This is a genomic window from Longispora urticae, assembly GCF_053902585.1.
Genome location: NZ_JAQZSH010000019.1, coordinates 32,184 through 59,017 on the forward strand (window position 1 = coordinate 32,184; position 26,834 = coordinate 59,017).

The following is a 26,834-nucleotide window of genomic DNA, read 5'->3' on the forward strand; positions in this document are numbered from 1 at the left end:
TGCGCCCCAGGTTCCCACAGTTTGCTCCATTTGCGCCAGTTCGGGGATCATTCCAGCGTCCGGCTCGTTCGAGAATGAGGAGAATGCATGAGCGTGGAGATGCGTGGATCGTGGTGGGTTCCCGGCCCGCGGGAGAAGCACAAGCCCTCCGGTCTACTCACGGTGGATGAAGCCGGCCACGTCACCTTGAACACCGACGAACGCAAGCCGCTCGTGGCACACTGGACGCCCACAGGCTGGACCGACAGAACTGATCCCGCCACGGCTCCGGTGGTCCACGGCACGAGCAGCACCGGGCAGGCTGTCACCCTCCTGGGTGTCTCCGGGTACGGCTTCCCCACCACCTACGCGAACGCCGTGGTCATCGGCGCGTGGCTCGACCCGCCGGACGGCCAGGCCGCCGCCGACCTTCCGGTGTTCTGCGGCATCGAAGTCGCGCTGGAGAATTTGACCGAGTGGGCGGCCCGGTCTGGTCTGCGGCGGCACCTGCTGCACACTCCCGGCCCGTACACCGACCGCGTGCTGGCGACGTACACGACGCCGCCCGACAGCACGGCTGTGCTCGAGGACGGCACCGTCGTGGAGCTCCTGGAAAGCCTGCAACCCACCGAGACGCGAACGAGTCTCGCCCAAACGGTGACGTTCACCGAACAAGTCACGGTCCGCATCACCCCCACCACGCCGGCCAGCGTGAACGACCTGCTGGGCCACGTGCAGGCCGTGCAGCGGCTGCTCAGCTTCGCCGTGGGCCGCGACTGCGCGATCACCTCCCTGGAGCTGCGTCTCCCGCAAGAGGAGAACGGCCGGCCCGACCCCCGGGCTAAGCTGCACCTGCCGTTGTGGCCGCGCCGGGACGACAGCGTCAAGCCCGTCGAGGCGCGCAACATGCTGTTCACGTTGGAGCAGGTCGCGTTCGCCGACGTCATGCCGGCCTGGGCGCGCCAGCACGCCCGTCTGCAGGGCCCCATCGCCGGTCTGCGGGGAGCCCGCGACGGCGTCCTGGAGACGCGGCTGGTGTCGGCGGCGACTGCGGCGGAGAACCTGAACCGGATCTCCAACAGATCCGCCGTCGCCATGCCGAAGGACACGTTCGCGCTGCTCCGCAAGACGATCTTCGACGCGGTCGGGGCGAACGCGGAGCTGGCGGACTGCGTGCCGTTGCTCAAGGACGTCCTAGTCAACCGACCGACCCTGGAGTGGCGGCTTCTCGACCTCGCATCCAGCCTGCCCACGGCCGCAGTCACCGAACTCCTCGGGGGCGGCGTCCCCGGCGACGGACCGCAGCTCGAGGAGTGCACGGCGGCGTGGGCGTGGGCGACGCGCAAGGCCCGCAACGACATCGGCCACACCTCGCTGCCGAAGGCCACCGGCACCGACGGCACGGTGATCGCGATGAGCGCGACGACGGTCATGGTCGAGCTGGCGCTGTTGCAGCTGCTCGGTTTCAACGAAGCGCACCTCGTAGACGTGGTGGCACGGCGCGCCAACGCGATCGCACGCCAGGTCAGCACGACCCTGGTCGACCTGCACCGCGAGTCAGGGCAGTCCGACTCCCCCGTCGCAGGCCTTGCCTCCACAGATGGCGGTCCCCAGCAAGTCGGTTCCTAGCGACGTGAGACCACTCGGGTCAGCGCGGACCAGCGCGAAGCGTCAAGCAGTAACCGCGCGCCCGGGTACTGCGCCCCCAGCGCTGGTCCGCGTTGCTCTGCGCGGCGGTCCTGGTCGACGTTGTGATTCTCCGGAGCCGGTTCTACTGAGACGGTGTCGCATCACTCGGGGGATCGGCGATGTCCTGCTGCGGGAATGGTCCGATGAGCCTGAGGAGGTACGGCGGCAGGAGTACCGGTAGCAGGTGATACTCCCCGTTAGGCACCACCGTGAACAGCATTCTGACGAAGGCTGCCGACCACAGCAGTTCCACCGCGTCACGGGCCCGGTCAGCAGTCGAGCGTCCGCCCTTCAGAACGGATATCACCTGCAGACGTCCTATACCGACGCCGACGCCAGCTCGCCACATGTCGGCAGCGACCGTCAACTCGCCGGCGTCGAGGGCTCGTTCCACCGCATCACACAACTCGACCGCAGCGGTGTGTCGTTGTTCCTGGGCAGTCCACGCTTCGCGGAGATCTTCCAGTGAGGCGCCGTCGATGGCTGCGACCATCACCTCTCGCACGTCACCGGCGTGCAGGAGTTGCAGCCCGATTCCGTCCGCGATTCCGGCGTCGATCACCCCCTCGTCGGGGTACTCCAACATCGAGGCGAAGGGACTGGCGGCACCCGCTGGACTGATGAATCGAAGGAAGTCACCGAACTCCCCGCCCGTCACTCCCTCCTTGCCTGCGAGCACGGCATTGAGCGCCAAGGCACGGGCGTCGGTACCGGTCATGGGTTCGCTGCTGGGCCCCTTGTCGTGCTGGGCGATCGCCGACGGCGCCCAGTCAACTCCGGCGGCGGTCAGTCGCTGGTCGATGCGACGAATCCGCCTAGGGATCGAAAAGGGTCCGGGGTGCGACGCGATGGTCTTGTCGATGACCTCGGCGATCCACTCTTCGCGGTCGCCGTCGTCAGGCATCGGGGTGGACTGCTCGGCGTCGATCACGACCGTGAGGATGGCGTTGCGGTAGGCGGCCCGGACCGTGGCCTCAGGGACGGCCAAGCCGTCGTTGAACGCCTCGATCGCCAGGTCGTAGGGACGCCGGCCCTTCCTGGCGTGTCTTCCGAGCCAGGTGACCATGTCGTGGGCCCCTTCGGCTGGCGCCGACACCCTGCCGCGTCCCGTTGACCGCCACACGTTGCGGGCCAGCAGGCCGGTGCTCGAGCTGGGTCGGCGACACCTTCACGCCGCGTTCGGCGGCGTAGGCGATGAGTTCCTTATCGGCCGGGCTCGGCGATTTGCGCACCACACGGTGACGCTAGACCCGGGAACCCAGCCCCGCAACCTTCGCCAAGAACGCGCCCCGCCGGGGTGCTCAACTCGTTCCTGAGCGGCACATCTAAGGGATGAGCCGCACTGGAAGGAGTACGTCATGACGAAGATGACGAAGTTCAGACAGCCGAACCCGAGGCGCAGCGGACCTGTTGAGCCAGACCCGCCGCGTCGGCAGCACACCGTCGTCACGTTGTTAGTGGCGCTCAGCGCGGGACTCGCCGCGTTTCACAGCACGGCCTGGGCAGTAGGCATCAGCAGCACTGTGTCGGTGTTCGCCGCCCTCCACCGGGTAGGCCGGTGATGCTGGCTCGACCGCGAGGTGTGCCCGCCGATCACGCCGGCGGGCCGGCCTCGCGGGCCGTCACCTACCGACGCTCGCGAGGGCCGCCGGGCCGCTCGCCGCGGCCGACCCGCCGAACGGGCTGCCAGCCCCACACCGGGTGGTCGAGGCGGGTCGCGGTGATCTGCTGTTAGGCGTGGCCGCGCCGGCTTTGCACTCCCCAGTCCCGGCAGGTTTGTTTCTGCGCCTGCCAGAAGTCAGTGGCTGCCGCCGCGGCGTCGGGCGAGGTCTTGGTGCTGAGCGGGTCGTCGTGGCCGTTGACCCGGAAGTAGCCTGCGCCGGGGAACGATTCCCGCTGCCCAGCGACATGCACGACCAAGGCGTCGAGGGGCGGCAGTCCGCGTTCGGCGCACCGGTAGTGGAACTGCTCCATGAACTGGGTGACGATCTGGGACTCGCCGCTCATGTGGAGGTTCTGCGGTGACACCAGGCCGGCCGCGTCGAATGTTCGCGAGTACGAGACGGTCTGTCCGCGGTCTTCGGCGCCGTTGAACACCACGAAGTCGATCGCGGCATCGACGTCGGCGGTGGTGAACTCATGCGCCACTCTCACCGAGACACCATATCCCCGCAGTTCGTCCCAGCGGTGCGTTCGGGCGCCGTTGGCGAATTGCCGACAGATGTCACGCTCGTGTCTTGACCAGGTGTCCGTCGAGCAGCTATCACTCCACGGTCGGCAGGCGATCCGCGCGCCCGTAGTGGGTCTTCGGTCAGGTCTCGGGTTCAGTCTCTATCCGGATCACCGTCGAACATGTCACGGCGTCGGGATCTGCGTGTGTTGAACGCTCGATGTAGGCATGGATCTCGATAGCGCCAAAGGACGTCTCCAGCTCGGCGAGACCTTGGCGGGTGATCATGACCTGGCATCCGTGGGCGAAGTCGGATCCGGCGGCCGGTGACCAGTCGTCGGCGTTGTCGAACCAGGTCGTCCACGAGCGGGGCGCGCCGTCTGACCCCCGCCACAGCAGCAACTGGGTGGAGTCGAGAGTCCAGCCGAGCGTGCGGCACAGAGCGGGGTGCAGCCCCAGCCATTCCCATCGTCCAGCTTCGGCGGGCAGAAGGTCGTCCTGACACACCCAGCGGTCCGGCGCGGTGTCACCGAGTCGCTGTGATGTCGCCGCAGTCAGGTAGTCAGAGAGCCCCCACCTGGTGTCGAAGCCCATTCGTCGGGCGTGCGGAGCCTGGGCCAGGCGGCCGCGAGGAAGGTCAGGAGCCGCCGGGGAGATGGTACGTTTGCGGATCTCTCCGGCCTTCTCGGTGGTGTTGCGCCACCACCGCGACGCTTCTGCGATGAGGACGGGGTCGTGGCCGGTGGACAGGTCCGCGGTGGCGGTGGTGAGCGCCTGGTCGAGTTGGTCGAGCCATCCGTTCCCGGGCTCGTAGGAACGTTCTGCGACTGCGGGGAGTCGGGTATGGCGGTACACCGGGCCGATCGGGGCCCGGGCGAGGTCGGGTTCGATGAGACCCGCCCAGTCGCTGGCCGTGCGGGTCCGGGTTCCGGGTGACGGCGCGGGCAGCAGGCCGGCCCGGTCGAGGTCGGACAACACCCTGCTGATGGCGCGGCGTCCGCGAAGGAGGGAGGTCGGCCGGTGGCTGGCCTTGAGATCGTCGTGTTTGAGCAGGTCGGCAATGTCTTGCGCGTCGGCGCCGCTGTGGTGCCGCCAATGCGCCGGGCCGATGATGGTGTTGTCACGGCTGATGGCGGCGGCCCGGTGCAAGAGGTTGGACGACGGTATGTCGATCTCGCCGGCGAGGGTGTCGATCGTCGTGTCGTAGGGGGCGATGACGAAGCGCGGGTTGTCAGAGCCCAGCGCGATCGCCCCGGTTGCCGGGTCTGGGGAGTACAGGTGGCCGGACGGCACGGGCGGGATGGCGATGTCGTAGCCGACGGGCAGGTCTTGGACGGTCGGGCGGGTCCAGCCCAGGCTGTGCTGGTCGGCGGCGAGGGTCGCCAGGTCGGCGATGATGAGGTCGTCGCCAGCGATCGCCGACGCGATCGCGTCGTGGAGTTCCTGGCTCACCTCGGGCGGCAGTAGCGGACACAGCGGGTGCCCGCCGGGCGGGTTGGTGCCGGCGGCGAGAACAGCGGCGGCGGCCTCGGCCGGCCACCCGCCGTCGCGCAGGGCTCCGGTGAGGTGTTCTGTGATGGCCCGCATCTGCGCGTCGTCGCCGGGATGGTCGATGAGTCCCAGGAGTACGCGGCGGGCTCCGTAGTCAAGGCACCGGGCTGGGTGCCCGAGGAACCCGACGATCATGTCGATCACGGCCCCCACCGCCTGGCTGCCGCCCTGTGGCGTGGGGTCCAGCGGGGGGAACTTCGCGTCGTCGTCGGCTGCCGCCACCCGGTTGAGGTAGCTGTCGATGTCAGGCCAGTTGGTGGCGCGCGTGTCGGGTCGGCCGAGCATGGCGATCCACGCCTCGAGGTCAGGTGCCAGGCGGGGCGCGTGGATCTTCTGTAGTCCGATGGTGACCGCGAGGTCTTTGAGCGCGTCCGGCTGGGCTTGCGGGTCGCCGAGCCGGATGAGGTGTGCCCAGATCTCCTTCCGGGTGGTCTCTCCCCAGTTGATGCTCCAGCCGCCGGTCTCGATGCCGTTGACCGGGCGGGCGACGGCGTGTCGTAGAACTTTGCGTGCGGTGGCCTGGTCGCCGCGTTCGGCCAGGGTCCGCCCGAGGAGGAGCTGCTCGTTGGCCGTGAGGTCATGGTCGAGCAGGATGGTGGCGATCCTGCCCAGCTGCACCACGGACGCCGTCGGCAGGAGCCGGGGCAGGATCTCCCGCCAGGGAAAGGAGTCGTAGGTGGTTCGGGTTTCGACTGGTTCTGCGTCCTGGAGGATCAGGAGCAGGTCCGCCGGCGTGACGGCGGCGTCGTTGACCCGGCGGGCCGACCACCGCTCTTCGCGCACGACTAGCTCGCCCTGGGCGAGGGGGTCGTAGCCCGAGCTGGTCGTGGTGTAGTCGTCGGGGGTGGGGGCGAGTGCGAACAGGTCGTCGTAGTCGTCGACGCGTACCTGAGCGGCTTTGCCGGCGGCGTCGACGGCGTGGCGCGCGTCGGTGGCGTGACTTGCGCGTTGTCCGCTGTTGCTGTGGGCGCGGGTGGCGTCGGCGAGGGTGCGCAGGTCCGCTGCGGGGCGGGCGCTGTGGCGCATCAGCAGGTCCCACAGGCCGTCGGGGGCGTGCCCGTGGACCGGAAACAGAATCTCCGCCGTGCAGCTGACCGCCAACGGCGTCAGTGTCGGGTCGGTGGCGGCGCAGGTGACGATGACGGCGATAAGGTCCGGCATACCCAGCAGGCCGTGGCGCACGGCCGCACGGCCCGCCTGCAGTGCCCACCCGGGCTGCACGGTCCAGGCCGCGCGTAGTGCCTCGGCTGCGGCTTTGCGTAGCTGCCACGCGTACTGCTCGCCGCCGTAGGGCACGAGGCGCTGCAGGAACTCCACGATCCGGGCGGCGTTGACCTCGGCGTCGGGTTCGGCGCGTACGGCGCTGTGCAGCCAGCGGGCCCACACGACCATCTGCTCGTCGTCTTCCTGGCTGCCGATCCCGCTCGCCGAGCAGACCGCCAGCTTCACGACGTCGTGGGCGGCCTTGGCCGCCCGGGCCTGTCGGTAGCCGTCGGCCAGCGCGAGGAGTTCACTGGCCCGGTCGTCCGGGTCGGTGGCGCCGGGCCGGGTGACGTCGGCCTCGATCAGGCGCAACTGCCCGAACCCCCACTCCGGGGACGCACCGGCCCGCAGGAACCCGGTGATCAACTGCCGGCGACGTCGCGGCCACCAGCCTTCCCCGGCCGTGAAACGTTCGGTGGCGTACGCGCACAGCGCGTCCATCGCCGCGGGTTCGACGCGGACGATGACGCGGGCGAGTTGGTGGAAGTACTCCTCGCCGTAGTCGGCGACGTTGCTCCATTCCGTCCAGTCGAAGGTCTGCTTCGTCGGGGCCTCAAACACCCTGAGCAGGGTCCGGGCCGTGGCCAGGACGGCCACTGGAGCGGGCGCGCCCAGGCATTCGTGCCGGATGGCGGCCGCGTCGAGCTCGGCGACGGTGAGCAGGGCCCGGCCGAACCGAACCACGCCGGCACCGCGCGGGTTCGCCGACGCCTGCACGACCTGGTCGGCAGGCCTGCCGACCGCCAGGACATGGCGTAGGCGGTGCAGTTCGAAGGAACTCACCCATGGAACGGCTCGGCCGCCGGGGGTGCGTGCGGATTCCAGCTCTTCTTGGTCGGGAAGGAATCGCCGTGCTCGCTCGTCTGAGCCGTCGATGCGCACCAGCAGGCCCGCGATCGCGGTCGACGACGACACGTCGAGTTCCCCCGCTAGCGGGCCCGCGTCGATGCGGGCCATCAGGTCGTCGATCAGCGCTCGGGCGTGGGTGATCTTCTCCTGGGCGCAGGCCGCGCGGATCACGCTGATGGAGGCCCTGACGGCAGAGGCCGGACGGATCGCCCACAACAGGTCCAGGCCCTTGTCCGCCGCCTCGGCCTCCCCGGCCTTCTGCCACTCCGACACCGCCGCCTTCAGCGCGACGGCCCGGTAGTCGGCCCGAAGAACGTCCTGCTCCTGCCCCACCACGTCGCCGTCGTCGACCGCCGGGAGGTCACGGTCGATCCGGGCGAGGAGAGCGGCGGGAACCATCTGGTAGGTGGCCGCCCTGACCCAGGCACGGAGGAAGTCGACCCCGCCCCGCGTCAACGACTCCCCGCCGTCGGTGACCGCGGAACGCATCGGACCCGCGGCCACGAACAGCCGGCGCGCCTCGATGAACGAGCCCGCGCGGGCCATCCGGCGGGCGGCATCCAGCGCCACGATCTCCGGCACCCGCAGGGTCCGGCCACTCATAAGGTGTGGCATCGCCTCGGCCGCCGGAGCGAACCGTGCGAGGGCTGCGGCGACGTCGTCGCGGGACAGGGCCATCTCCCGCTGCCCGGCCTGGATCAGGGCCAGGATCAGGCGGGTGAACGCTTCCATATCCTTGAGGTCGGCGGCCAGGCTCACCGCGAGCTGGATGTCGGAGAGGACGTCGTCGTGCGGGCGCAGTGCGTCGAGTTGGGCCATGAAGAATTCCGGCTGCGCGACCCGAAGTGCTTCATCGTTCTGGCCGGCGAGGATGCGGTGCGCGAGCTCGTCGAACGCCTGGCCGGGCCACGCGCCGGCCAGGTCACGGCACCGGTCGGCGATGTCGGCGTGCACGTCGGTTTCGCTGTCCGTGCCGTCGGGGCCGGTGGTGTTATGCCGCAGGAACAACCGGAAGCTGTTGTGGAAGAAGTGCCACTCGTTGCCCTCGGTGTGAAACAGCGCCCCGGCCACCGCTGTGAACCTGCCGGCGAGAGCCTGTCCCCAGCTGCCGGCCAGCCACCGTACGTCGACCGGCCGGCGCTGCCACGCCACCACTGCCAGCAGCCGCAGCAGGTCCGCCTCACCGCGCACCTGCTGCCAGTAGCTGCGGTAGCGGGCCTCCACGTCGCCGCCGTACTCAGCCGCGTCTGCCAGAACCCGCTCGACCTGCCTGTCCTTGTCGGCGTCATCTGTCGCAGTGACGGTCGCCAGCGTGTTGAGCAGGTACGTCAACGACAGAGGGTGGCCCTCCACGGCCTCGACGAGCCGTTGCCGCTGACCGGCCGGAAGGACCTCTCCGACACCGGCCCGGTCGACGATGTCGAGGACCTGACGAGCGGCCAACGGGCCCATCCGCACCGTGCGGGCATCGGTGAGGTGAGCCCGGATGTCCGGGCGTAGCAGTTCAGCCGTCTGGCTACCGAGAAGGAAGACCACGCCCTCGGGGATCTCCTCGGGAGTGGGCAGGATCGTCAACAGGGACCTGGACGGGTTCTGCTCCCTGGGGATGTGGTCGAGCCCGTCAACGATGATGACCGTCTTCGCTCCACTCGACTGGAAGTCCTGGCCGCAGCCGTCCAACGCCTCCAGCAGCCGCAGCCGCAGGTCCCCGGCGTCCGCGCCGCCGACGGTGGTCCGCACGCCGTACTTCTTCTTCAACGCCGCGCAGATGTCGTCGATGAAGCTGGCCGCCTCGCCGCGCACACTCACCGACAGCACGTCCGGCACGTAGGCGTAGTAGCGCACCACCCGCGCTGCGGGCAGCGCGGTGGCGCTCAGCAGCGTCGACTTCCCGCTGCCCGGTGCCCCCTGCAGCAGCACGTATCCCCGGTCGGTGAAGCCCACCAGGTCCTGCACGACGACTTCCACGTCGTCGTTGGGCACATACGCCGCCGGCACCGGGAAACGGTGCGGGTTACGAAACCCGGGCCGCGAGTCCCAGGCCAGCACCCTCCACAGCTCCTCGGCTGGGATCGCCACGACGCGGTCCTGGGAACGGACCAGCCCGACCCTGCCGAAGAAGTACTCCGCCAGCTTCGCAGCGTCCCGCTGCATCCGCCCGGCCTGCTGGCGGAAACTCGTCAACCAGGCGGTGTCAGCCGTGGTCCCGAACTCGAAGCGCACGCACCGCAAGAACTCCCAGAACTCCCGCTCCTGCAGGCCCGAGGCGGCCCGCAGCTTGTCGAACGCGTCCTGCCACGCCGACACCAGCTCCACCGGCGGCTTCTCGCCGCGGCGCAGGACCTCCTGCACGAGCTGTAGGGCGTGCTGGACGAACGCCGATGTGTGACCGCCCGGCATTCCGTCGAAGAACTTGTCGGGGTTCTTGGCGGCGTGGTCCCTGGTGACGAACCAAACCGTCACCTGCCGGCCCGAGCCCGTCTCCGTCTCCCGCTCCGTGATCTGCGACCAGCCCTCAGCGAGGTCGCCCACGTGGCTACGGCCGTTCCTGCCCGCCGAGCACAACTGGTTCAACGTGATGGTGCCCGGGTAAGTCGGCCACTTCACCTGCAGGGCGTGCACCTCGTCGGCGGTGTATATCGCGAAGTCGTCGACCGCGCCGGCCTCCGGGTCAGCGACCCGGACCTCGACAAGCTGGTCCGCGAATGTCAACACCCTCTGCGCGGCGATCAGGTACTGCCCGACAAGCCCTTCAACGGCGATACGCTCGCCGTCCGAGGACGAAAGTCCCTCGCTGGAGCGGGTGGTCTGGTTCTTTGGGGCCGAGGTCACCCGCTGATTATCCGGCAAGCCCGGGCTCGTCAGGTGGTGGCGCGGCGCTGTGCGGCGCGGTGGCCGAACGGGTAGCGGGCCCACGCCTGGTCCAGCAGCGGGTTGCGGTCGCCTTCGGCCCGGTGCTTGCCCAGCGCCGGGCCGAACTCCGAGAGCAGCTGGTCTCCGGTGGTCATGATCTGGAGCAGGATCTCGCTGGCGGAGCGCCGCTGGCCGGCGGAGACCAGCGCTTCGATATCGCGTGCGGAGGCCACCATCGTGGGGACATCGGTGTCCGGCAGGCCCGGGCGGGCCAGGTTGTTGGCCGCGGGCCACGCGTCGAGGGTGCTCACGAGCCCGAGGAAGGGCCGGTCGGTGGGGATGTGCGCGAGTTCCGGGGCGCCGGCGAGGATCGCACGGTGCATCCGGTTGATCTGGTTGAACCCTTTTCCCAGGATCCGCTGGTAGGGCTCGGTGGCGGTCCGGTCGCCGGCGCGCACCGAGGCCGAGGCACGGGTGGCTTTGGCCTCCACCAGCAGGACCAGGTTGTCGAACACGACGATCCAGTCCACCCCGTCCACTGTGTTCTTCCCGCTGCGGTAGCTGATCTCGGCGTGGACTACCGCGTCGGGAAGGTGTCGGAGCTGGCGTCCGACGTAGTCCTCGAACAGCTCGCCCATGTCCCGGGCGAACGCCTGCCCCCACCGGTCCAGCCCGGGGTAGTACAACTCCAACGGTGACAACTTCCTCAAGATCAGCTGCGGGACGGGGGCGATGTAGCGCCCGTCCCGGAGCTGGACGAGCGGGCGCGCGGTCAGCGGGTTGAACATGTACTGGTCCAGGAACTCCAACGCCGGTGTCTCCGCCGCCTGTAGCGCGAACTCCTCGAAGGTGGTGGAGAACACGGCCCTGATGACGGACTCCACGTCGCGGCGCGGCACGACAGCGAGCACGTCCTGGAAGTTCGACTGGTCCATCCACGCAGGATCGAAGAGTCCGCCGTTTACCTGCGCCGACACGTGCAGGATCATCGCCACGCCGACGGTCGGGATCAACGGCGCGCCGAGAAGATCGGCCAGGGTGGAGTCGGTGACGACCTCCAGCCTCTTGCGGCCGGAGTAGCCACTGAACAGCGCCTCCAGGCGGCAGACCTCCTCGAAGGAGGAGATCTGGTAGGGGAACTGCTCGAACATCAGGCGCACCAGGATGGCGAACCCCGAGTTCAGCTCCGGTTGGTCGAGTTCGTCAGACCGCAGGTTGTTGTACATCAGGCACCCACGCAGGACGTCCCTGGGGGTCACGCGGGTCGAGCGGAAACGGTTCCCGTGGCAGATCGACGCCTTGACCGTCGCCGCCAACGCCCAGAGAGGGGTGCGCGTGGACCGCGGGTCCGGACTGATACGCGGCGGCGCCTCCAGCGCGGCGCGGGCCACGGCGAAGAGCAGCTCCTCCTGGTCGAACCGGCGCGTGAAGTTCGTGAACTCCCGGTAGGAGTACTCGCGATGTTCCCCCTGCGCAAGCCGGATGCCGGCGTCGTTGCTCACGAGCGGAATCCTACGCCGCGCATTCCTACCCAGACGAGTCAATTCACCCCGGGGCGAGCGGTCCTCACCAGCCGGCCACCGCAGAGCCACCGAGTCCGTAGAGCGCACCGTCGGCGTGCGCGTCACCGTCGTGGGCGGCACCAGCGCGACCAGCACCGCCGACCGCTACACCCACCCCAGCGCCGACCTCACCATCACCCTCGGGACCGACCCGCACCCGGGGCATCCTGTTCGGACATATCTCCCACACCGTCACCGTCACCAACAACGGGCCCTCCGCCCTCACCTCGACGGCCGCCACCCGGCCGCACCCGATGTACGCCCAGACCACCGACTACACCCCCGCCGGCGGCACCGTGACCCGCACCATCAGGGCCCTGGCCGTCAGGGCCAGCACCACCCGACACTTCCTCGTCCCCGTCGGGCTCCCCGCGTTCGACCACGACCACACGCCAGCGCCATCCCCACCACCGGCGCGCCCACGGACCCGAGCACGGCCGCGTGCGCGCGGCCGGCCCTGCGACACCGACGGTGCCCACCGCCGACAGAGCAGACTGACGCCCACCAGTGACGGCAGGGCCACTGACCTGGCCCGCTCGACAGTGCACCGTAGACATAAAAAGCCCAGCTCAGAGGCCCTTTAGAGGTTGGTCTAGGGTTCGCCTTATGACATCACGTACCCAGCGCACGGCGGGAACTCTTCTCTCGGCTACCGCCCTCAGCGCCCTGCTCGCCGTACCTCACGACACCGAACCAGCTCTACCCGCCCCACCGGCCGGGATGGTGTGGGTGACCCGCGCCGAGTACCCCGATCTCCCGGAAGGTGCTCATCTTCCAGACGACGTCCACCGCAAACAGTCGATGGTTATCCGGCTGCTCACCACGTCCGCGACGGCCAGCGGGGAAACCGGGTCAGTGCAGGTCGACGGGCTGACGAGGATCTCCCCGCCGATCGGCCCACAGCAGGTCTAACCCCCTGCCCGTCACCTGCCACGCGCTCCGGAACCGCACTTCGGTCGCAGCCTGAGGCACCACCGTCACCGGGGCCGCGTTCGTCGTGACCACCAAGAGGTGACCGCCGGGCCGGTCGACGACCTCGAACCGCACCGCTGCGGCGGGGCTATGACCCACGTTGCGCGCGACCACCCGGTCAAGAGCGGAACCGTCCGCGATCTGCTCGACAGCGAACTCGGCAGGGTCAGGCCGACCGGCCCGAACCTCGACGATCGCCCAGGCGGCAGCCAGCACCACAGCCGCCACCACGGTGGGCCATCTCCACCGGCTGACCGACTCCGGCAACGAGCCGGAGAACACGAGCGTGAGCAGCGCCGGCAGGAGCAGCGCACCGACAACCACACCGAACACCGCGCGGAGCGCCCTCGTGCCATCACCGTACGACCGGAGCACGGCCGACGGCTCCGAAATCTGTCAGCGATGCGACAGTTCGCCTCGGAGAGACTCAGGGAATCTGTCGCGAACCTCTCAGAACGTTAGCTTAGGTGACCTTGATGCCGATTCCGAATGATTCTCGCGTTCGGTGTCCACTTCAGAGTTTTCACAGGTCACGCGCTATTGCGCGGATTCTTCGCTGCTACCAGTTGTACCGCCCGCTATGGGGCATGTGTCCGAAATGTAGACACAGAAGCCCTATCCTGGCCCTATCTTATTCAGGGCCATCTATCTTGTAACCATATAACATTGCCCGTGACCTGAACCACGCTCCTACGACACAGACGGGCACATCCCACGACGGTGGTTTCGCGACCGCATCCTCAGACCCGCCCTCGAGACCGCAGAGCTCGACATCGACATCGTCATGAAAGACTTCCGACACGCGCACGCCTTCTGGCTCCTCGCCGGCGGCGCCGACCTCCAGGTCGTCAAGGAACGCCTCGGCCACGGCAGCATCAGAACCACCGAGGGCTACCTCCACACCCTCCCCGACGCAGACGACACCGCCCTCGACGCCTTCAGCAAAATCCGACGCCGAGCGGCATGATTAGCGGCCCGAACCGCGAAATTGCGCGCGAACTGAGCAATGCCGTCCACAACGATCAGCTGACTTCCTTCGGCGGCCCCACAGCCGTCCGATCAGGTACTTGGCCGCTGTTGCCACCACTTCTAGTCCGCCCGGTGGTCGAGGCTTATCCGGAAGGGTCTCGGGTAGGGTCCGGCGCTGAGGTTCGGTCTTCCCGCGATCCTCGACCTGATCACCGCCGCCGAACGTGGGCTGCGCGGCTGCGCCGGCACCGACCTCGACACGCTGGCCGCCGACCTGGCCCGGCCTGGATACGGCGGCCGTCCACCATGGTGCGGGAAGGAACAACCAGCAGGTGCCGGAATGCTGGTCACACGTGTTGTTCATCTTCCTGAACATCATTAATTTCACGATACACCAGGGACTCTAGCGCATTACGGAAGTCAGCGAAGTCCTCAATGTAATCGGTCGGGTCGTCATCGAGCCCAAACTGACGCCTGACGGACCGAATCTGACTTCTAAGCTCCTCCGCATCTACGGAGTTGTCGAGGGCCGCTTCGACCTCTTCAAGAAGGAGTGTGGCGCTTTCCTTGGTCGCACCAGCCGGAGAGTCCAGAAGGAAGGACCGCTTGAGCCGCTTGATTTTGGAGCCAGTCTTCTCCGTACTTATTTCCCGAAGCGCCTGGCGTTGACGGCTCCCCAACTCGCGGAACAACGCTCGAAAGTTGGTGTCCATCGTCGCAGCCAACTCCGTAAGACTCTCATCGCTGCGGATGGCATCGAGTACGCTTCTAGCCAGGCCAACCTTGTCGAGATGGAATCCGGAAACTATGGTCGCCGCTGCCGCCTCCAACGCCTCATGCATGCCAATCCCGCCGTGGAAATTCACAACATCCGCCGTGAGACTCTGAATCTCTTTCGCGTCAACAGGAGGCAGGAAGGCGTTTGCGTAAAGCTTAACGGCCTCGACGCCAATCTCAACGGGAATGAGGTCCTCAATGGCCAGAACCCCGTTGGGTGACGCGCTCTCCACGTCGGTACTCGGAATGTCCCCTAATTGCAGGACGAACCGAGCGTCAATAAGTGGTTTTCCATTTGGCCCTCGCTGGAGGGCCTTGGCGGCCTGATTGCCAGACTCGTCACTGTCAAGAAGGACGATCACCGCCGGCCTATCGACATCCCGTCCGCGCGCCAAATATACAAGGTAAGGGATATGAGGTGCGGAGCCAGATGGCACAAGCGTCAGCGTGTTGAGATCAAGGTTATTCAACGTAGGGGTTCTCTGTGCACGAAGTCTCGTCGACATTCCTGCGAGTAGAATCTGGTCAGACATGCCCTCCAGCATCAGGTTGCAGTTACTGATGAACGTGGTCTCTCCAACAAAGCTTCCAAACGCTGAGCGGAGAGGCTCGTAATGATTTCGAGCGGCGTTTCGAACGACACGTGAGCCCTCGTCCCCTTCTCCTTTCTCAAGGACCCTAATTCGCTCGCCGTGATTTTTATCGATCAGAAATGGAGAATGTGTAACGTAGACAACTTGGCAAGCGACGCGGTCAGGATTCTGCGGTGCAGCGAAATCCTCGAATATGCGCAAAAGATCTTGCTGGCCGGTGCTGGAAAGATATGCATCGGGTTCATCCATGAGCAGCACTTCACTAACACCTGATTCTGGTGGCTCATGGGCGAGGTACTGCACGAAGTAGCTTAGAAAATACTTCATCCCGCCGCTGCGCTCTTCAGCAGAGTACTCGGTGCCGGTCCTATCTCGAATCGTGAAGACAAGGTCCTGGTCGCGCAACGTTAAGAGAAGCTGGAAATGGTGATCCTGGGACCACCATTTCGGAAAGTTCAGCGAAGCCGCCAGCTTTCGGTTCATCCGCTCGACGATTCCGTTCGCGAATCCGTCATTGCCCGCTTCCGCAGCCTTCAACAGTTCCTGGAACGCGGTCCTGTCGATCTTCGCTACTTTGAGCAGTAGGTCATCGGCGAGGGCCAGTTGCTTGTCATGCGCATCTGTCCCTGCGCTAGCAGCACTAAAGGCGCTCATGAGCTGGGGTGCTGCGGCGGTAACTTGTTCCGCAGTTCCAAACCAGTTGTCCAGATTGTCAAGCACTGTCTTAAATAAAGCTTGGCGCCCCTTACGGGGGCCAGTTTGACTGGACCTTTTCCCTTCGGCCAAATACCTTACAGGGACGCTTTCAGGAAGAGCGACCTTCGCGTCAATCTCGAACCATCGCGGAAGGATCGTGCTTAAGGCCTCAGAATCGTTAACGGCAAAACTTTTCCATTGACCACCCTGTCGAATATAGACAATTGGATCCTTGGCCCCAATTCGAAACATAGAGAAGCCGTCAACTTCGTTTTCAAATTTGGCGGCCAGCGCCTTCTCGAGGCCTTCTCGATCCTCGCCGCTCATGCCTCTGATTTCAAGGCCGAAGTCAGGGAATGCCATCGATTTATCCACCGCAAAGAATTGCGAGTATCGACAAAAGTCTCCACGCTCGATCCCCACCCCAGTCAGGGCATGCTTGATCGCCCCAAGCAATTGACTCTTTCCCGACTCGTTGGCTCCAACCACGGTAGTTACGCCGCTTTCCAGGAGCACCTTAACAAACGGGTACTGTAGTCCCGACTCCAATGTGTCCCAAGGATCCGCGACGAACTTGTCATGCGCTTTGCGTAGGTAGTCGAAATTGAACGAACGGAAGAACCTAATATAGGATTTAGCGATATACATCGATGGCCTCTTCTGGGCGTGCCCGCGGAAATCGATACCTCTGCATAGTACCGCTCGAACCCAACAAGCTGGGCCGATGGAGGGCTTGCGCGCCTCCCCGCGTTCCACCCGCCCCACACAGCCCCTATAGGAAGAGGGCCCTGGTGAAGGTCACATCCACATTTTCGGACTGAATCGGGTCTGTTCCTGGGATCAATCTCGGCCCCACGCGGGCGGCCACGGCGGCTCGGACGGATTCCCGGCCGGCAGCCGACCCCGCTAGTTGGTCGGCTGGTCCACCACCTCGTCGGGCGGCGCCCCGGACGAGCTCAAGACAGTGACTTTGTGGCGAGGTGATGGTCCGCGTCGAGAGCGGCGTCGAAGACGACAACGTGGCCGCGATCATCCACCGCGACGGCTGCCGAATATGACTCGCCCGGTGGGGTGACGCTCCACATCCGGCGGCCGCGGTTGTCATACCGGATGACGGTCGGGTGCCCGTCGATCTTGACGACGGCGACGGCTCCGCCGTCAGGTGTCGGGTCCAGATCCAGAGGCTCCGCGCACCTGGGTGCTGCGGTTGTCCAGAGCTGCTGGTCGTGGGGGTCATAGCCAGCGAGTTCCGCGACGACCGTGCCGTAAGTGCCGTCGCAGTGCTCCGGCGCGTCGGTCGTCAGGAAGGTGAAGTGCCGCCCGTTCCAGGCGGTCACGCCACCGTAAGGGCTGGTAGCCGGGTCATGATCGCGGAGGTCGCGCTGGTGCCCCTGGTAGTCGACTCGGATGATCGAGGTGATCGTGGAGACGGTGATGCCCTGGTCGTAGGCTCCGAAGGATTCCAGGTAGCCCCATTTCTCCATCGGTCCCAGGAGGCTGTCCCAGCCGATCGCGCCCGTGCTGGCGTCGATGCGTACCAGTCGGACGTCTTGGTGCCCGCAGTCGGGCGCGGTGGCGTTGATCAGCGCGTAGACGTTGCCGTCCGCGCCGACCGTGAGCCTGTACGCTCCGCTTCCGTACGGCGGGGGGCAGCCGTATTCAGGCAGGTCGTTGATCCAGAGCAGACCGGTCTCGTTGAGTGCCGCGATGTGAAGTCGGTTGTCGGCGCGGCTGCGTAGCTGGGTGAATACCCTTCCGTCGGTGCGGCTGGGTGTCGTGAGGCGCAAGCAGTCGTATCCGTTCTCGCCGGCCGGGTACGTCCAGGCAGTGGAGCCATCCCGCCGGACATTCTGGTAGGTGCTGGTGTCGGTCGCGCAGCCGTCGGCGATGGTGACCGCTCCGTCGGGGTGGTAGGCCGTCTCTGTACCGCTGTTGGTAATCGGGTGGGTCCAGCTGGCGGCGCCGACGGTTGCCCGCAGGCGGGTTAGTGCCGCTGCGAGGTCCAGCCGGTGGGTCCACCGTGGCGGGGCTTCCCTGTCGTCGCGGATCATCGGCCCGGTGCTGGTGAGGGCTGTGGTGATCTGCTGCAGGGTGGCGAACGGTGCTGCGGCGGAGAGCACGGCTACCGCTCCTGCGACGTGCGGGGCGGCCTGTGAGGTTCCGGCTTTGGTGTCGGCGTTCGCTGGGGTGTCGATCGCGGGGACAGTGATCGCCCATGCTCCGGGCGCAAGAAGGTCGAGCAAGGGACCGCCCTGGGAGAAGCAGGCGATGCGGTCGGCGCGGATCACGCTGGCACGGTCGTTGCACAGGTCCCTGGTTGTCACGTCTCCCCAGGCAACGTCATGCCCGGGTTCGGAACTGTCATAGACCGCGCCGACGGTCAGTGCCCCGGGGACGCAGGCCGGCCAACTGACCCCGGACTGGTAGACACTGTCGTGGTAGGCGTCGTTTCCGGCAGCGACGACGGGCACGACACCGACCTGGCGCGCGTCCCGGAACGCGGCCTCGCCTTTTCCGCCTCTGCACTGTTGGGTGTTCCAGGAATCGTCTCCCAGGCTGAGGTTGATGGCCGCGATGCCGTATTCGACTTGGTGTCCAACTACCCAGTTGACGGCGGCGATGACGTTCGTGTCGTCGGCGAAGCTGCGCGCTCCATCGCGTTGAAACACGTCCAGTGAGATGATTCGAGTTCTCTGGGCCATGCTGAGCACGATCCCTGCGACGTTCGTGCTGTGTCCGTCGTCGTCGGTGCGTCCGTCATCACGGGTGGCGGGAAAGTCCTGGGCGTAGGCGACCCGGCATGCTGGGCCAGCGCTCGAACATTGCCCGAATGCCGGGTTCGTGTAGTCGACGCCCGTGTCGATGACCGCGACGCTGGTCGCAGCTCCATGGAAGTCGGCGGCGGCCACCTCCGGCTGACGAACCAGAGGCAGGCTCTCATCCACAGCTCGATCGCCTCGACGCCCGGGTCCGCCGCCAGGGCGCGCATTGCCGACGTCGAGGGCACACGCACGAATTGAATCGGCAGATGCGCGTAGTCCCGCAGAACCACCACGCCCCGGCGTACCCGTCCCAGTGAGTCCGCCTTGGCCGCACGGTATGCCTCACCAGTCAGTGCGACGAAGGCCGTACGGGCCTCCGGGTCGCGCAGATCGCCGTGTCCGTGTCCGGCCTGTTTGATGATCTGGTCTCGGGCGGGACCGACCCGGTAGGTCACCAGAACATCGGAGCTGGCGTCTGGAGGTTTCGGTGTCGCGTAGGTGGGCTGTGGGCTCAGGGTGATCAGGAGTGTGGTGATCGCGAAGAGCTGCGTGGCTCTTCGGGACATCACCGCAGGGTGCCTGCCGTCCATTTTGGCTCCTTGGGAGTCTCGGTTGATACTCCGTGCCGTTGTCATGTCGCAGTGCGGTGGGCCGTCGGGAACGCGAAACCACGCCCCGTGAGTTGGGCGACGCGCGATGCGGGGACGGCGGTGGATTCTGACTTGCCAGAGGATCACGTGCAGGCGCCGGCGGTCATCGCCGGCGGAGTTTCAGCCCAAGGTCGATGGTGCCGTCTCGGGTCTTCGAGGCTGCTGGATAGGCCGGGTGCGGCAATGGGGTGTGGGATGTGGCGAGGGCGTCGAGGAGAAACTCGCTCGCCGCATTACCTCCGACTCACTTCGATGCGGCTCCTCCAGGCCGCGCAGCCGTACCCCGCTGGAGGTGTTCTCTCGATACGTCGTCGGTTCGCCCAAGGGTCGTGCCGTTCGTGCGCCAGTTGGCAATCAGCAGGGCGATTGCGGCGAATATGACGAGCGTGCTGGTGGTCGCGGCAAGCGGTCCGTGGGCTGCGACGGTTCCGGAAACCAGGTTGTAGCTTGCGTGCCAGATGGCGACGGCGAGGATGCTCCCGGTCTTGTTGTACATCCAGCCCAGGACAACGGCACCCGAGAATAGGCCGAATAGCCAGCCGACGATCGTGACTGGCGTGAATTCGCGGAAGCCGGTCATTATCAGGAATAGGGGCACGTGCCATCCGGCCCAGATGACGGAGACGACGCCAATCGCGGCGGTGGGACTCATGCGACGTTGCAGGGTTGGTTGTAGGTATCCGCGCCAGCCGGTTTCCTCGCCGATCGCGTTAACGCCGAAGATGACGGCGAAGGTACCGAGCACACCCCACTGGGGGAAGCCGTTGATCTGCCCGAACGACGACCATGCTGGCAGTTTGTGCCCAAGCACAGCCATCGTGGCGAGCACGAGCGCCCTACACGCCAGCGGAGACAGGGCGAGCAGCCACCAGCGGGCCCCTATGGCGCAGCGGCCCACCCGTCGGAGCAGGTCGGCGACCCCGGCGCGTCCTTTGGTCAGTGCGGTGACGACGAACGCCGCGAGGGCGGGAGCCAGGAGGCCGGGTATGTGAGTGGGCCAGGCCCGCAGGTCCACCACGTGACCGGTGAGGGCGATCGGGAGCCACCACGCCCACGCCCCCAGGTAGGCCAGAATCGTGTATGTGAGTACAGGCCGGTTAGACATCGACGCAGTGCTGGGGGAAGACCGTGTGGCGTCCGGTCGCCGGTAGGTCCGGGGGCCGTTCCGTGACGCCGATCCGCAGAGCGATCATGGGCCAGCCCAGGCCGGAGAGCAAGCCGCGCAGGCGTTGGCGGGTGACGGGTACCTCGATGACATCGCTGATGGGTGAGATGGCCAGGTCGGCGGCGACGGCCGTGAGGAGGACGTCGCTGAGGGCCTCCCCGGCGGTCAGCCAGGCGGTGGGGTCGTCGTTGTCGGTGAACAGGATTGCGTACCGGGCGGCCTGGTCGCCCACCTTCTCCCCCATCGACGCGGTGTGGTCGGGGTCGAAGGTGCGGATCGGGACGGTGCGGACGGTGGGATCGGGAGCCGGGACGTCAACGCCGTCGCGCTTGTAGGCAGGCCGGTGAGTCCAGGTGTCCAGGTCCGCACGGTAGGCCGGGTCGTCGAGTTCGATGTCCTCGGCCCGGTCGACCGCACCGGCCAGGACGATCATCTCCTCGGGACGCAGGATCTGAAGGTGCGCCCCACGGTGTTCCGCGGCTCGGCGAAGCCGTTCCAACAGCGGCTCCGGGACGGCGATATTGGGAAACGCACGGCGGTCGGTGTGGCGGATGAGCATCGACTGGTACCGGCGCCAGTCGTCCGCCTCCGGGGTGCGCAGCCCGGTGAGGCGCAGCTCGGCCAGCAGATCTGGGCGCTGGGGGTCCGGCAGCCGGGATATGACGCACGAGTGTCCATCCGCTGCGAGTGTGACGCGGGCGTGGTCGAGGACCGCCCCGCAGCTGACGGTGAGCAGGCGCCCGTCGGGGTCGATGGAGGTGACCTGCCGGTCACGGCGGGCCCACAGCTCGGCGACGTCGCCAGCGAGCTCCCACCGCCAGGGTTGGGTGTTCAACAGTGACGGGGCGTGCTGGGACGCTGCGACGGCCCGCAGCAGTCGGAGGTTCCCATGCCACAGGGCACGGCCATTCCACACAGCCGTACGCGAGGCGATCGAAGCACGAGGACTGACACTGGCCCGGGTCTGTGGCCGCCTCACCGAACTGGGCGCGCCACTGAGCGTTCCCACGCTCAGCAACTGGCAACGTGGCAGTACGCGACCGGACGGTCCCCGCTCCCAGCACGCGCTCAGCGTTCTGGAAGACGTCCTCGAACTCCGGCCCGGGACCCTGAGCCAGTTCCTCGAGGCGCCCGCGACCTCGGACGCACCCCACGACGTGCGGCCGGACCTCTGTCACGTTCGATTGCGGCAGGCCAGTGCGCAACTCGGACTCGATCAGCACACCAACCTCGCCGTGCTCAGCGTCATCGACGACGTGACAGTCGAGCCCCAGGGCTGGCGATACCACCGCCGCATGGTGGTACGCGCACTGCGCAGCGGAACTCACACGAGGCCCGCGTCGTTCCAGTCCACGACGAACAGCCTGCCGACCTTTCAACCGGGCCCGGGGGCCACACGTGGCCGCACCGTCATCGACCCCGACCTCGGCTTCATGATCAGCGAACTGCTCCTCCCGTACCTGGTACGGGGCGAGACCACCACCGTCGAATACACCTACACCAACGAATTGTCCGACAACTTTCACGGAAGCTGGTTTCAAGGACCAGGCAAGAGGTATGAACTCACGGTGCGCCTGGCACCCGGCACCTCTACTCGTTCCGCCCACAGGATCACGTGCCCCAGCCCACAAAAACCAGCCAAAGACATCTGCGAGCTACGACTCATCGGCGGCACCACCGCGTACATGATGGAACCAGACGCCGCTTCCGGCTTCCACGGCATTCGTTTGCAGTAGAAGTACATCGGCGACGCTGGTCCAGGACAACGATCCTCAAATTGAGATCGCTCCTCAGCGAGCGGTCGAGCTCCACAAGTGGGCTCGGACCCTAATTCTCTGCCGTAACGGTGGGACTCCAGCAAGGGCAAGCCGTTCGACCTTATGGGCGCCCTGAAAGCCTCGGTCTCCGATGCCCGCAAGGGCCGAGGCGAGGAACCGGAGCCGGAGAAGAAGGCCCCGCGAAGGCGGGGCGGGCGTTGACGTCGGCCCCCCACCGGCCACGACGCACCCGAGCCGAAGAAGGCCGCCCCCAGCAAGACACCGACGCCGCGATGGTACCCAGATGGACCTATTTGGGAGCCCGGAGAGGACGGTCCCAAGCGTTTCTACGGGAAACACGGGTTTCAGCTCACCGGCGAGAAGAGAGAGGACGCGGGTTCCAGGTGCCCGGTCACGGGGTGAAGCGGTATCCGATGCCGGGTTCGGTGCGCAGGTAGCGGGGCCGGGCCGGGTCGGGTTCGAGTTTGCGACGCAGGTTGGCGAGGTGCACCCGCAGATAGTTCGTCTCCGTCTCGTAGCGCGGCCCCCACACCTCCTGGAGGAGTTGGCGTTGGGTGACGAGCATGCCCGGACTCCGGACCAGCATCTCCAACAAGTGCCACTCGGTCGGGGTCAGCCGGACCACCCCGGCGGCGGTGGTCACCTGCTTCGTCGTCAGGTCAACGGTGAACGCGTCGGTGACGATGACCGGCTGCTGGCTGGCGGGGGTCGTGCGGCGCAGGGCCGCGCGGATCCGGGCGAGGAGTTCCCCCATGCCGAAGGGCTTGGTCACGTAGTCGTCGGCTCCGGCGTCCAGCGCCGCGATCTTGGCCTGTTCGGTGTGCCGGGCGGAGAGAACGATGACGGGTACCGTCGACCAGCCGCGCAGCCCTTCCACCACCGCGATGCCGTCCATGTCGGGCAGGCCCAAGTCGACGATGGCCACATCCGGCGCGGTGCTGCTGGCGGCGGTCAGCGCGGTGACGCCGTCGGGGGCGACGGTGACCTCGTAGCCGGCGGCGGTCAAGCTGATCCGCAACGCGCGCAGGAGTTGGCGGTCATCGTCGACGACAAGGACGCGGATCACGGCGCGATCCGCAGGGTCACGGTCATGGTGAGCCCTCCGCCTGGGGTGTCGGTGGGGGTGATGGTGCCGCCCATGGCCTCGGTGAAGCCGCGCGCGATCGCCAGCCCGAGGCCGAGGCCGGCGTCGGTGGTGTGGTCGCCGAGGCGTTGGAACGGCGCGAACATCCGCTCGCGTTGCCCCGCGGGCACGCCGGATCCGTGGTCGATGACCGCCAACTCCAGCCGCCCGCCGACGTGACGGCCGTGCACCCTGATCCTGCCGCAGGGCGGGGAGGCGCGTCGTGCGTTGGTGACCAGGTTTGCCACGACGCGTTCGAGGAGCCCCGGGTCGACGTGGGCGAGGGGCAGGTCGTCGGGTACGTCGACGGCCACCGGCCCGCCCGGCGTGTGCAGGAGCGCGGTGGCGACGATCTCGTCGAGCGGTACGGGCCGCAGGTCCGCCGACAGCACCCCGGCCTGTAGGCGGCTCATGGCCAGGAGGTTCTCCACGAGGGCGTCCATCCGGTCGGCGGACTCCTCGACGGTGGCGAGGAGCTCGGCCTCCTGGGTGCCGGTGAGGGTGATCTCCGGTTCGCGGAGGGTGGAGACGGCTGCCTTGATGCCGGCGAGCGGGGTGCGCAGGTCGTGGCCGACGGCGGCGAGGAGTGCGGCGCGGAGTCGGTCGATCTCGGCGAGTTCGCGGGCCCCGGCGGCTTCGGCCGCGAGCCGTTCGGCCTGCAGGGCGCGGGCGGCTGTCGCGGCCAGGCGGGTCAGGAGCCGCTGGTCGGCGGCGATCACTGGCGGACCGTCCACCACCAGGCGCAGGTTGTCACCAGCGGCCACGGACAGGCTCGGCTTGTCGCCGGGGGTGCCGCCCACGGCGGCGGCGATCCGCTCGGTGCCGTCGCGGGTCTCCAGAAGCGCGGCGGTGTCCATGCCGAAAGTGTCGCGGACACGTTCCAGGAGCCGGTCCAGGGAGCCGGCGTCGACGGGTTCGGCGCTGATCCGGGCGAGGAGGGCGGCTTCGACCCCGCTTCGGGCGGCGGCGGCGCGTTGCCGGGCGGCGAGGTCCACGGCGAGGCTGACGGTGACCGCCACGGCGACGTAGACGACCAGGGTGATGACGTGGTCGCGGCTCTCCACGGTGAGGGTGTGGAAGGGCGGCACGAAGAAGAAGTTGACCAGCAGGTCGCTGGCCACGGCGGCGGCCAGGGCGGGCCAGACCCCTCCGATCACGGCGACGACGACCACGGCGGCCAGGTACAGCAGTACGACGCTGGCCAGCGACAGCTCGCCCCGGGCGCCGGCCAGCCCGGCGGTGAGGGCGGTCAGACCCACGGCCGCCAAAGCGGTTCCGGCGAGGGTCCGACCCCGGCCGAGCCCCGCGCGGCGCGGCTCCGGGGCCGACCCGGGGGCCGACTCCGGGTTCAGCTCCGGGGGTGACGAGTTGCTCATGGTCGGAACGCTAGTGCGTCGGGACCTTCGGCGTGGCGGGGTCCTCGGGAAGCCGGACCCGCTTGAGCTCGGCCTTGCTGGACCGCAGCCGCCACGGCACGTTGGTGACCATGACGTTGGTCTCGAACAGCAGCCGGGCCTTCAGCCGCAGCGCGGACTGGTTGTGCAGGAGGTGCTCCCACCAGTGTCCGACGACGTACTCGGGGATGTAGACCACGACCACGTCGCGCGGGCGGTCGCGGTTGAGCCGGGCCACGTACTCGAGGACGGTGTCGGTGACGTCGCGGTACGGCGACTCGATCACCGTCAGCGGAACCGGGATGTCGCGGTCGTCCCAGTCGGCCTGGAGGGCGCGGACCTCCTCGGGGGTGATCGCGGCGGTCAGGGCGGTGAGCGTGTCCGGCCGGGTGGCCCGGGCGTAGGCGAGGGCGCGCAGGGTGGGCCGGTGCAGTCTCGACACGAGGACGACGGCGTGGATCCGGCTGGGCAGCACCATTCCGCCGGGGTCGGGGACGAGTTCCTCGGCGACCCGGTCGTAGTGGCGGCGGATGGCGCGCATCATCGCGAACAGCACGGGGATGGCAATGACCACCAGGTACGCGCCGTGGGTGAACTTCGTCGCCAGCACCACCACCAGCACGACGCCGGTGAGGCACGCGCCGATGGCGTTGATGAACCGGGCCCGGTGGATGCGGCTGCGTTCCTTGCGGTCGCGTTCAACGGCCAGTGCCCGGTTCCAGTGCCGGACCATGCCGATCTGCGACAGGGTGAAGGAGGTGAACACGCCGAGGATGTACAGCTGGATGAGCCTGGTGACGGAGCCGTCGAACATGTAGATCAGGGCGCCGGCGACGGCGGCGAGCAGGATGATGCCGTTGGAGAATGCGAGCCGGTCGCCCCGGGTGTGCAGCTGGCGGGGCAGGAACCGGTGTTCGGCGAGGATCGACCCGAGCATCGGGAAGCCGTTGAACGCGGTGTTCGCCGCGAGGATGAGGATCAGGGCGGTGGCGGCCTGGATGAAGTAGAACATGATCGTGTCGGTGCCGCCGAACACGGCCGCCGCGATCTGCGCGATGACGGTGCGCTGGGCGTCGGTCTCGCAGTTGCCGGTGAACCCGACCAGGTCGCAGGTGTGCTCGACGTAGCGGACGTCGCTGATCAGGGCCAGGGCGGTGATGCCGGCGAACATGACGATCGCCAGGATGCCCATCGCGGCCATCGTGCGGGCGGCGTTCTCGGCCTTCGGGGTCTTGAAGGCGGGTACGCCGTTGGAGATCGCCTCCACGCCGGTCAGCGCCGTGCACCCGGAGGAGAAGGCGCGCAGCCCCAGCACGACGAGCGCCATGCCGGTGAGCCCGACCTGGGCCTGTTCGGGGCGGATCGCCAGGCCCGCGCTCTCGGCGACTGGGGCGTTGCCGCTGACGGCCTGGCCGATCCCGATCGCGATCATGGCCAGGACGCCGCCGATGAACAGGTACGTGGGCACGGCGAAGGTGCGGCCCGACTCGCGTACGCCGCGCAGGTTCATCGCCGTGAGCACCACGACGAACCCGACGCAGATCACCACGCGGTACGGGTTGAGCGCCGGCACCGCCGAGATGATGTTGTCCACCCCGGCGGCCACCGACACGGCCACGGTCATGATGTAGTCGACCAGCAGGGCGGCGGCCACGACGAGCCCGGCGGACTGGCCGAGGTTGCGCGAGGCCACCTCGTAGGAGCCGCCGCCGGACGGGTAGGCGCGCACGACCTGCCGGTAGGACACCACGACTACCGCGAGCAGGACGCACACCGCGAGGCCCACCCACGGCGCCATGTACAGGTACGCCAGGCCGCCCAGGGTCAGGACCAGCAGGATCTCCTGGGTGGCGTAGGCGACCGAGGACAACGGGTCGCTGGCGAAGATCGGCAACGCGATCCGCTTCGGTAGCGCCTGCTCGCCGAGGCGGTCGCTGCGGAGGGGACGGCCGACGAGGACCCGTTTGAACCATGCCAACATGCCCTCAGTGAACCTTCAAGATCAGTACTCAACTGTTGATCTTGACGCTTTCTTGACG

At 67.4% G+C, this 26,834-nt stretch carries 15 protein-coding genes; 3 read left to right on the top strand and 12 right to left on the bottom strand.

Annotated elements, in window-relative coordinates; translation table 11 throughout:
- Nucleotides 1–87: 87 nt before the first annotated feature.
- Nucleotides 88–1,608, top strand: a complete 1,521-nt coding sequence (locus tag PT931_RS09580) for an ApeA N-terminal domain 1-containing protein (protein ID WP_456245347.1) — start codon at nucleotides 88–90, stop codon at nucleotides 1,606–1,608.
- 142 nt (nucleotides 1,609–1,750) lie between these two features.
- On the opposite strand, the gene PT931_RS09585 is transcribed toward PT931_RS09580, so the two are convergent.
- The 5 genes from PT931_RS09585 to PT931_RS09605 all read right to left on the bottom strand — a co-directional run bounded on the left by PT931_RS09585 (nucleotide 1,751) and on the right by PT931_RS09605 (nucleotide 13,221).
- Nucleotides 1,751–2,734, bottom strand: coding sequence for a hypothetical protein (locus PT931_RS09585; RefSeq protein WP_456245348.1), 984 nt, complete (start codon nucleotides 2,732–2,734; stop codon nucleotides 1,751–1,753).
- 665 nt (nucleotides 2,735–3,399) lie between these two features.
- Nucleotides 3,400–3,822 (bottom strand): hypothetical protein, encoded by a 423-nt coding sequence (locus tag PT931_RS09590; protein WP_456245349.1) that lies wholly within the window; start codon nucleotides 3,820–3,822, stop codon nucleotides 3,400–3,402.
- 157 nt (nucleotides 3,823–3,979) lie between these two features.
- Entirely contained in the window at nucleotides 3,980–10,333 is a 6,354-nt protein-coding gene (locus PT931_RS09595; RefSeq protein WP_456245350.1) for a hypothetical protein, read from the bottom strand.
- Between the two features lie 29 nt (nucleotides 10,334–10,362).
- Nucleotides 10,363–11,856: a hypothetical protein gene (locus PT931_RS09600; protein WP_456245351.1), complete on the bottom strand. Its 1,494-nt coding sequence runs from the start codon at nucleotides 11,854–11,856 to the stop codon at nucleotides 10,363–10,365.
- A gap of 912 nt (nucleotides 11,857–12,768) precedes the next feature.
- Nucleotides 12,769–13,221 carry a hypothetical protein gene (locus PT931_RS09605; RefSeq protein WP_456245352.1) on the bottom strand — a complete coding sequence of 151 codons (453 nt, stop codon included), beginning with the start codon at nucleotides 13,219–13,221 and terminating at the stop codon, nucleotides 12,769–12,771.
- A 403-nt stretch (nucleotides 13,222–13,624) separates the two neighbouring features.
- Here PT931_RS09605 and PT931_RS09610 point away from each other — a divergent pair, with 403 nt between their 5' ends.
- On the top strand, nucleotides 13,625–13,855 hold the full coding sequence (locus PT931_RS09610) for a tyrosine-type recombinase/integrase (protein ID WP_456245464.1): 231 nt from the start codon (nucleotides 13,625–13,627) through the stop codon (nucleotides 13,853–13,855).
- Between the two features lie 349 nt (nucleotides 13,856–14,204).
- Here PT931_RS09610 and PT931_RS09615 read toward each other — a convergent pair whose 3' ends face one another.
- The 4 genes from PT931_RS09615 to PT931_RS09630 all read right to left on the bottom strand — a co-directional run bounded on the left by PT931_RS09615 (nucleotide 14,205) and on the right by PT931_RS09630 (nucleotide 21,416).
- The gene (locus PT931_RS09615) at nucleotides 14,205–16,571 is read right to left on the bottom strand and encodes an ATP-dependent nuclease (RefSeq protein WP_456245353.1); all 2,367 of its coding nucleotides are present in this window, start codon (nucleotides 16,569–16,571) and stop codon (nucleotides 14,205–14,207) included.
- 308 nt (nucleotides 16,572–16,879) lie between these two features.
- A complete protein-coding gene (locus PT931_RS09620) occupies nucleotides 16,880–18,868 on the bottom strand; it encodes a S8 family peptidase (protein WP_456245354.1) in 1,989 nt (662 codons plus the stop codon).
- Between the two features lie 711 nt (nucleotides 18,869–19,579).
- Entirely contained in the window at nucleotides 19,580–20,440 is an 861-nt protein-coding gene (locus PT931_RS09625; RefSeq protein ID WP_456245355.1) for a CPBP family intramembrane glutamic endopeptidase, read from the bottom strand.
- Nucleotides 20,433–21,416 carry an Acg family FMN-binding oxidoreductase gene (locus tag PT931_RS09630; RefSeq protein ID WP_456245356.1) on the bottom strand — a complete coding sequence of 328 codons (984 nt, stop codon included), beginning with the start codon at nucleotides 21,414–21,416 and terminating at the stop codon, nucleotides 20,433–20,435. Before PT931_RS09630 ends, PT931_RS09625 begins: the two co-directional genes overlap by 8 nt.
- A 319-nt stretch (nucleotides 21,417–21,735) precedes the next feature.
- On the opposite strand from PT931_RS09630, the gene PT931_RS09635 reads away from it, so the two are divergent.
- Complete coding sequence (locus PT931_RS09635; RefSeq protein WP_456245357.1) at nucleotides 21,736–22,236, top strand: hypothetical protein; 501 nt, start codon at nucleotides 21,736–21,738, stop codon at nucleotides 22,234–22,236.
- 433 nt (nucleotides 22,237–22,669) lie between these two features.
- Here the strand turns inward: PT931_RS09635 and PT931_RS09640 are convergent, their stop codons facing one another.
- From PT931_RS09640 to PT931_RS09650, 3 genes are read right to left on the bottom strand one after another with little or no spacing between them, the layout of a single operon-like run.
- Nucleotides 22,670–23,344: a response regulator gene (locus PT931_RS09640; protein WP_456245358.1), complete on the bottom strand. Its 675-nt coding sequence runs from the start codon at nucleotides 23,342–23,344 to the stop codon at nucleotides 22,670–22,672.
- The gene (locus tag PT931_RS09645) at nucleotides 23,341–24,777 is read right to left on the bottom strand and encodes a sensor histidine kinase (protein ID WP_456245359.1); all 1,437 of its coding nucleotides are present in this window, start codon (nucleotides 24,775–24,777) and stop codon (nucleotides 23,341–23,343) included. The genes PT931_RS09640 and PT931_RS09645 overlap by 4 nt, the downstream gene beginning before the upstream one ends.
- Before the next feature lie 10 nt (nucleotides 24,778–24,787).
- Entirely contained in the window at nucleotides 24,788–26,776 is a 1,989-nt protein-coding gene (locus PT931_RS09650) for an APC family permease (protein ID WP_456245360.1), read from the bottom strand.
- Nucleotides 26,777–26,834: the final 58 nt, after the last annotated feature.

Bases quoted from the DNA above. Each gene is read 5' to 3' on its own strand.
- PT931_RS09580 (WP_456245347.1), top strand. From the start codon at position 88: ATGAGCGTGGAGATGCGTGGATCGTGGTGGGTTCCCGGCCCGCGGGAG.
- PT931_RS09585 (WP_456245348.1), bottom strand. From the start codon at position 2,734: ATGGTCACCTGGCTCGGAAGACACGCCAGGAAGGGCCGGCGTCCCTAC.
- PT931_RS09615 (WP_456245353.1), bottom strand. From the start codon at position 16,571: ATGTATATCGCTAAATCCTATATTAGGTTCTTCCGTTCGTTCAATTTC.
- PT931_RS09645 (WP_456245359.1), bottom strand. From the start codon at position 24,777: ATGAGCAACTCGTCACCCCCGGAGCTGAACCCGGAGTCGGCCCCCGGG.
- PT931_RS09650 (WP_456245360.1), bottom strand. From the start codon at position 26,776: ATGTTGGCATGGTTCAAACGGGTCCTCGTCGGCCGTCCCCTCCGCAGC.
- PT931_RS09625 (WP_456245355.1), bottom strand. From the start codon at position 20,440: ATGTCTAACCGGCCTGTACTCACATACACGATTCTGGCCTACCTGGGG.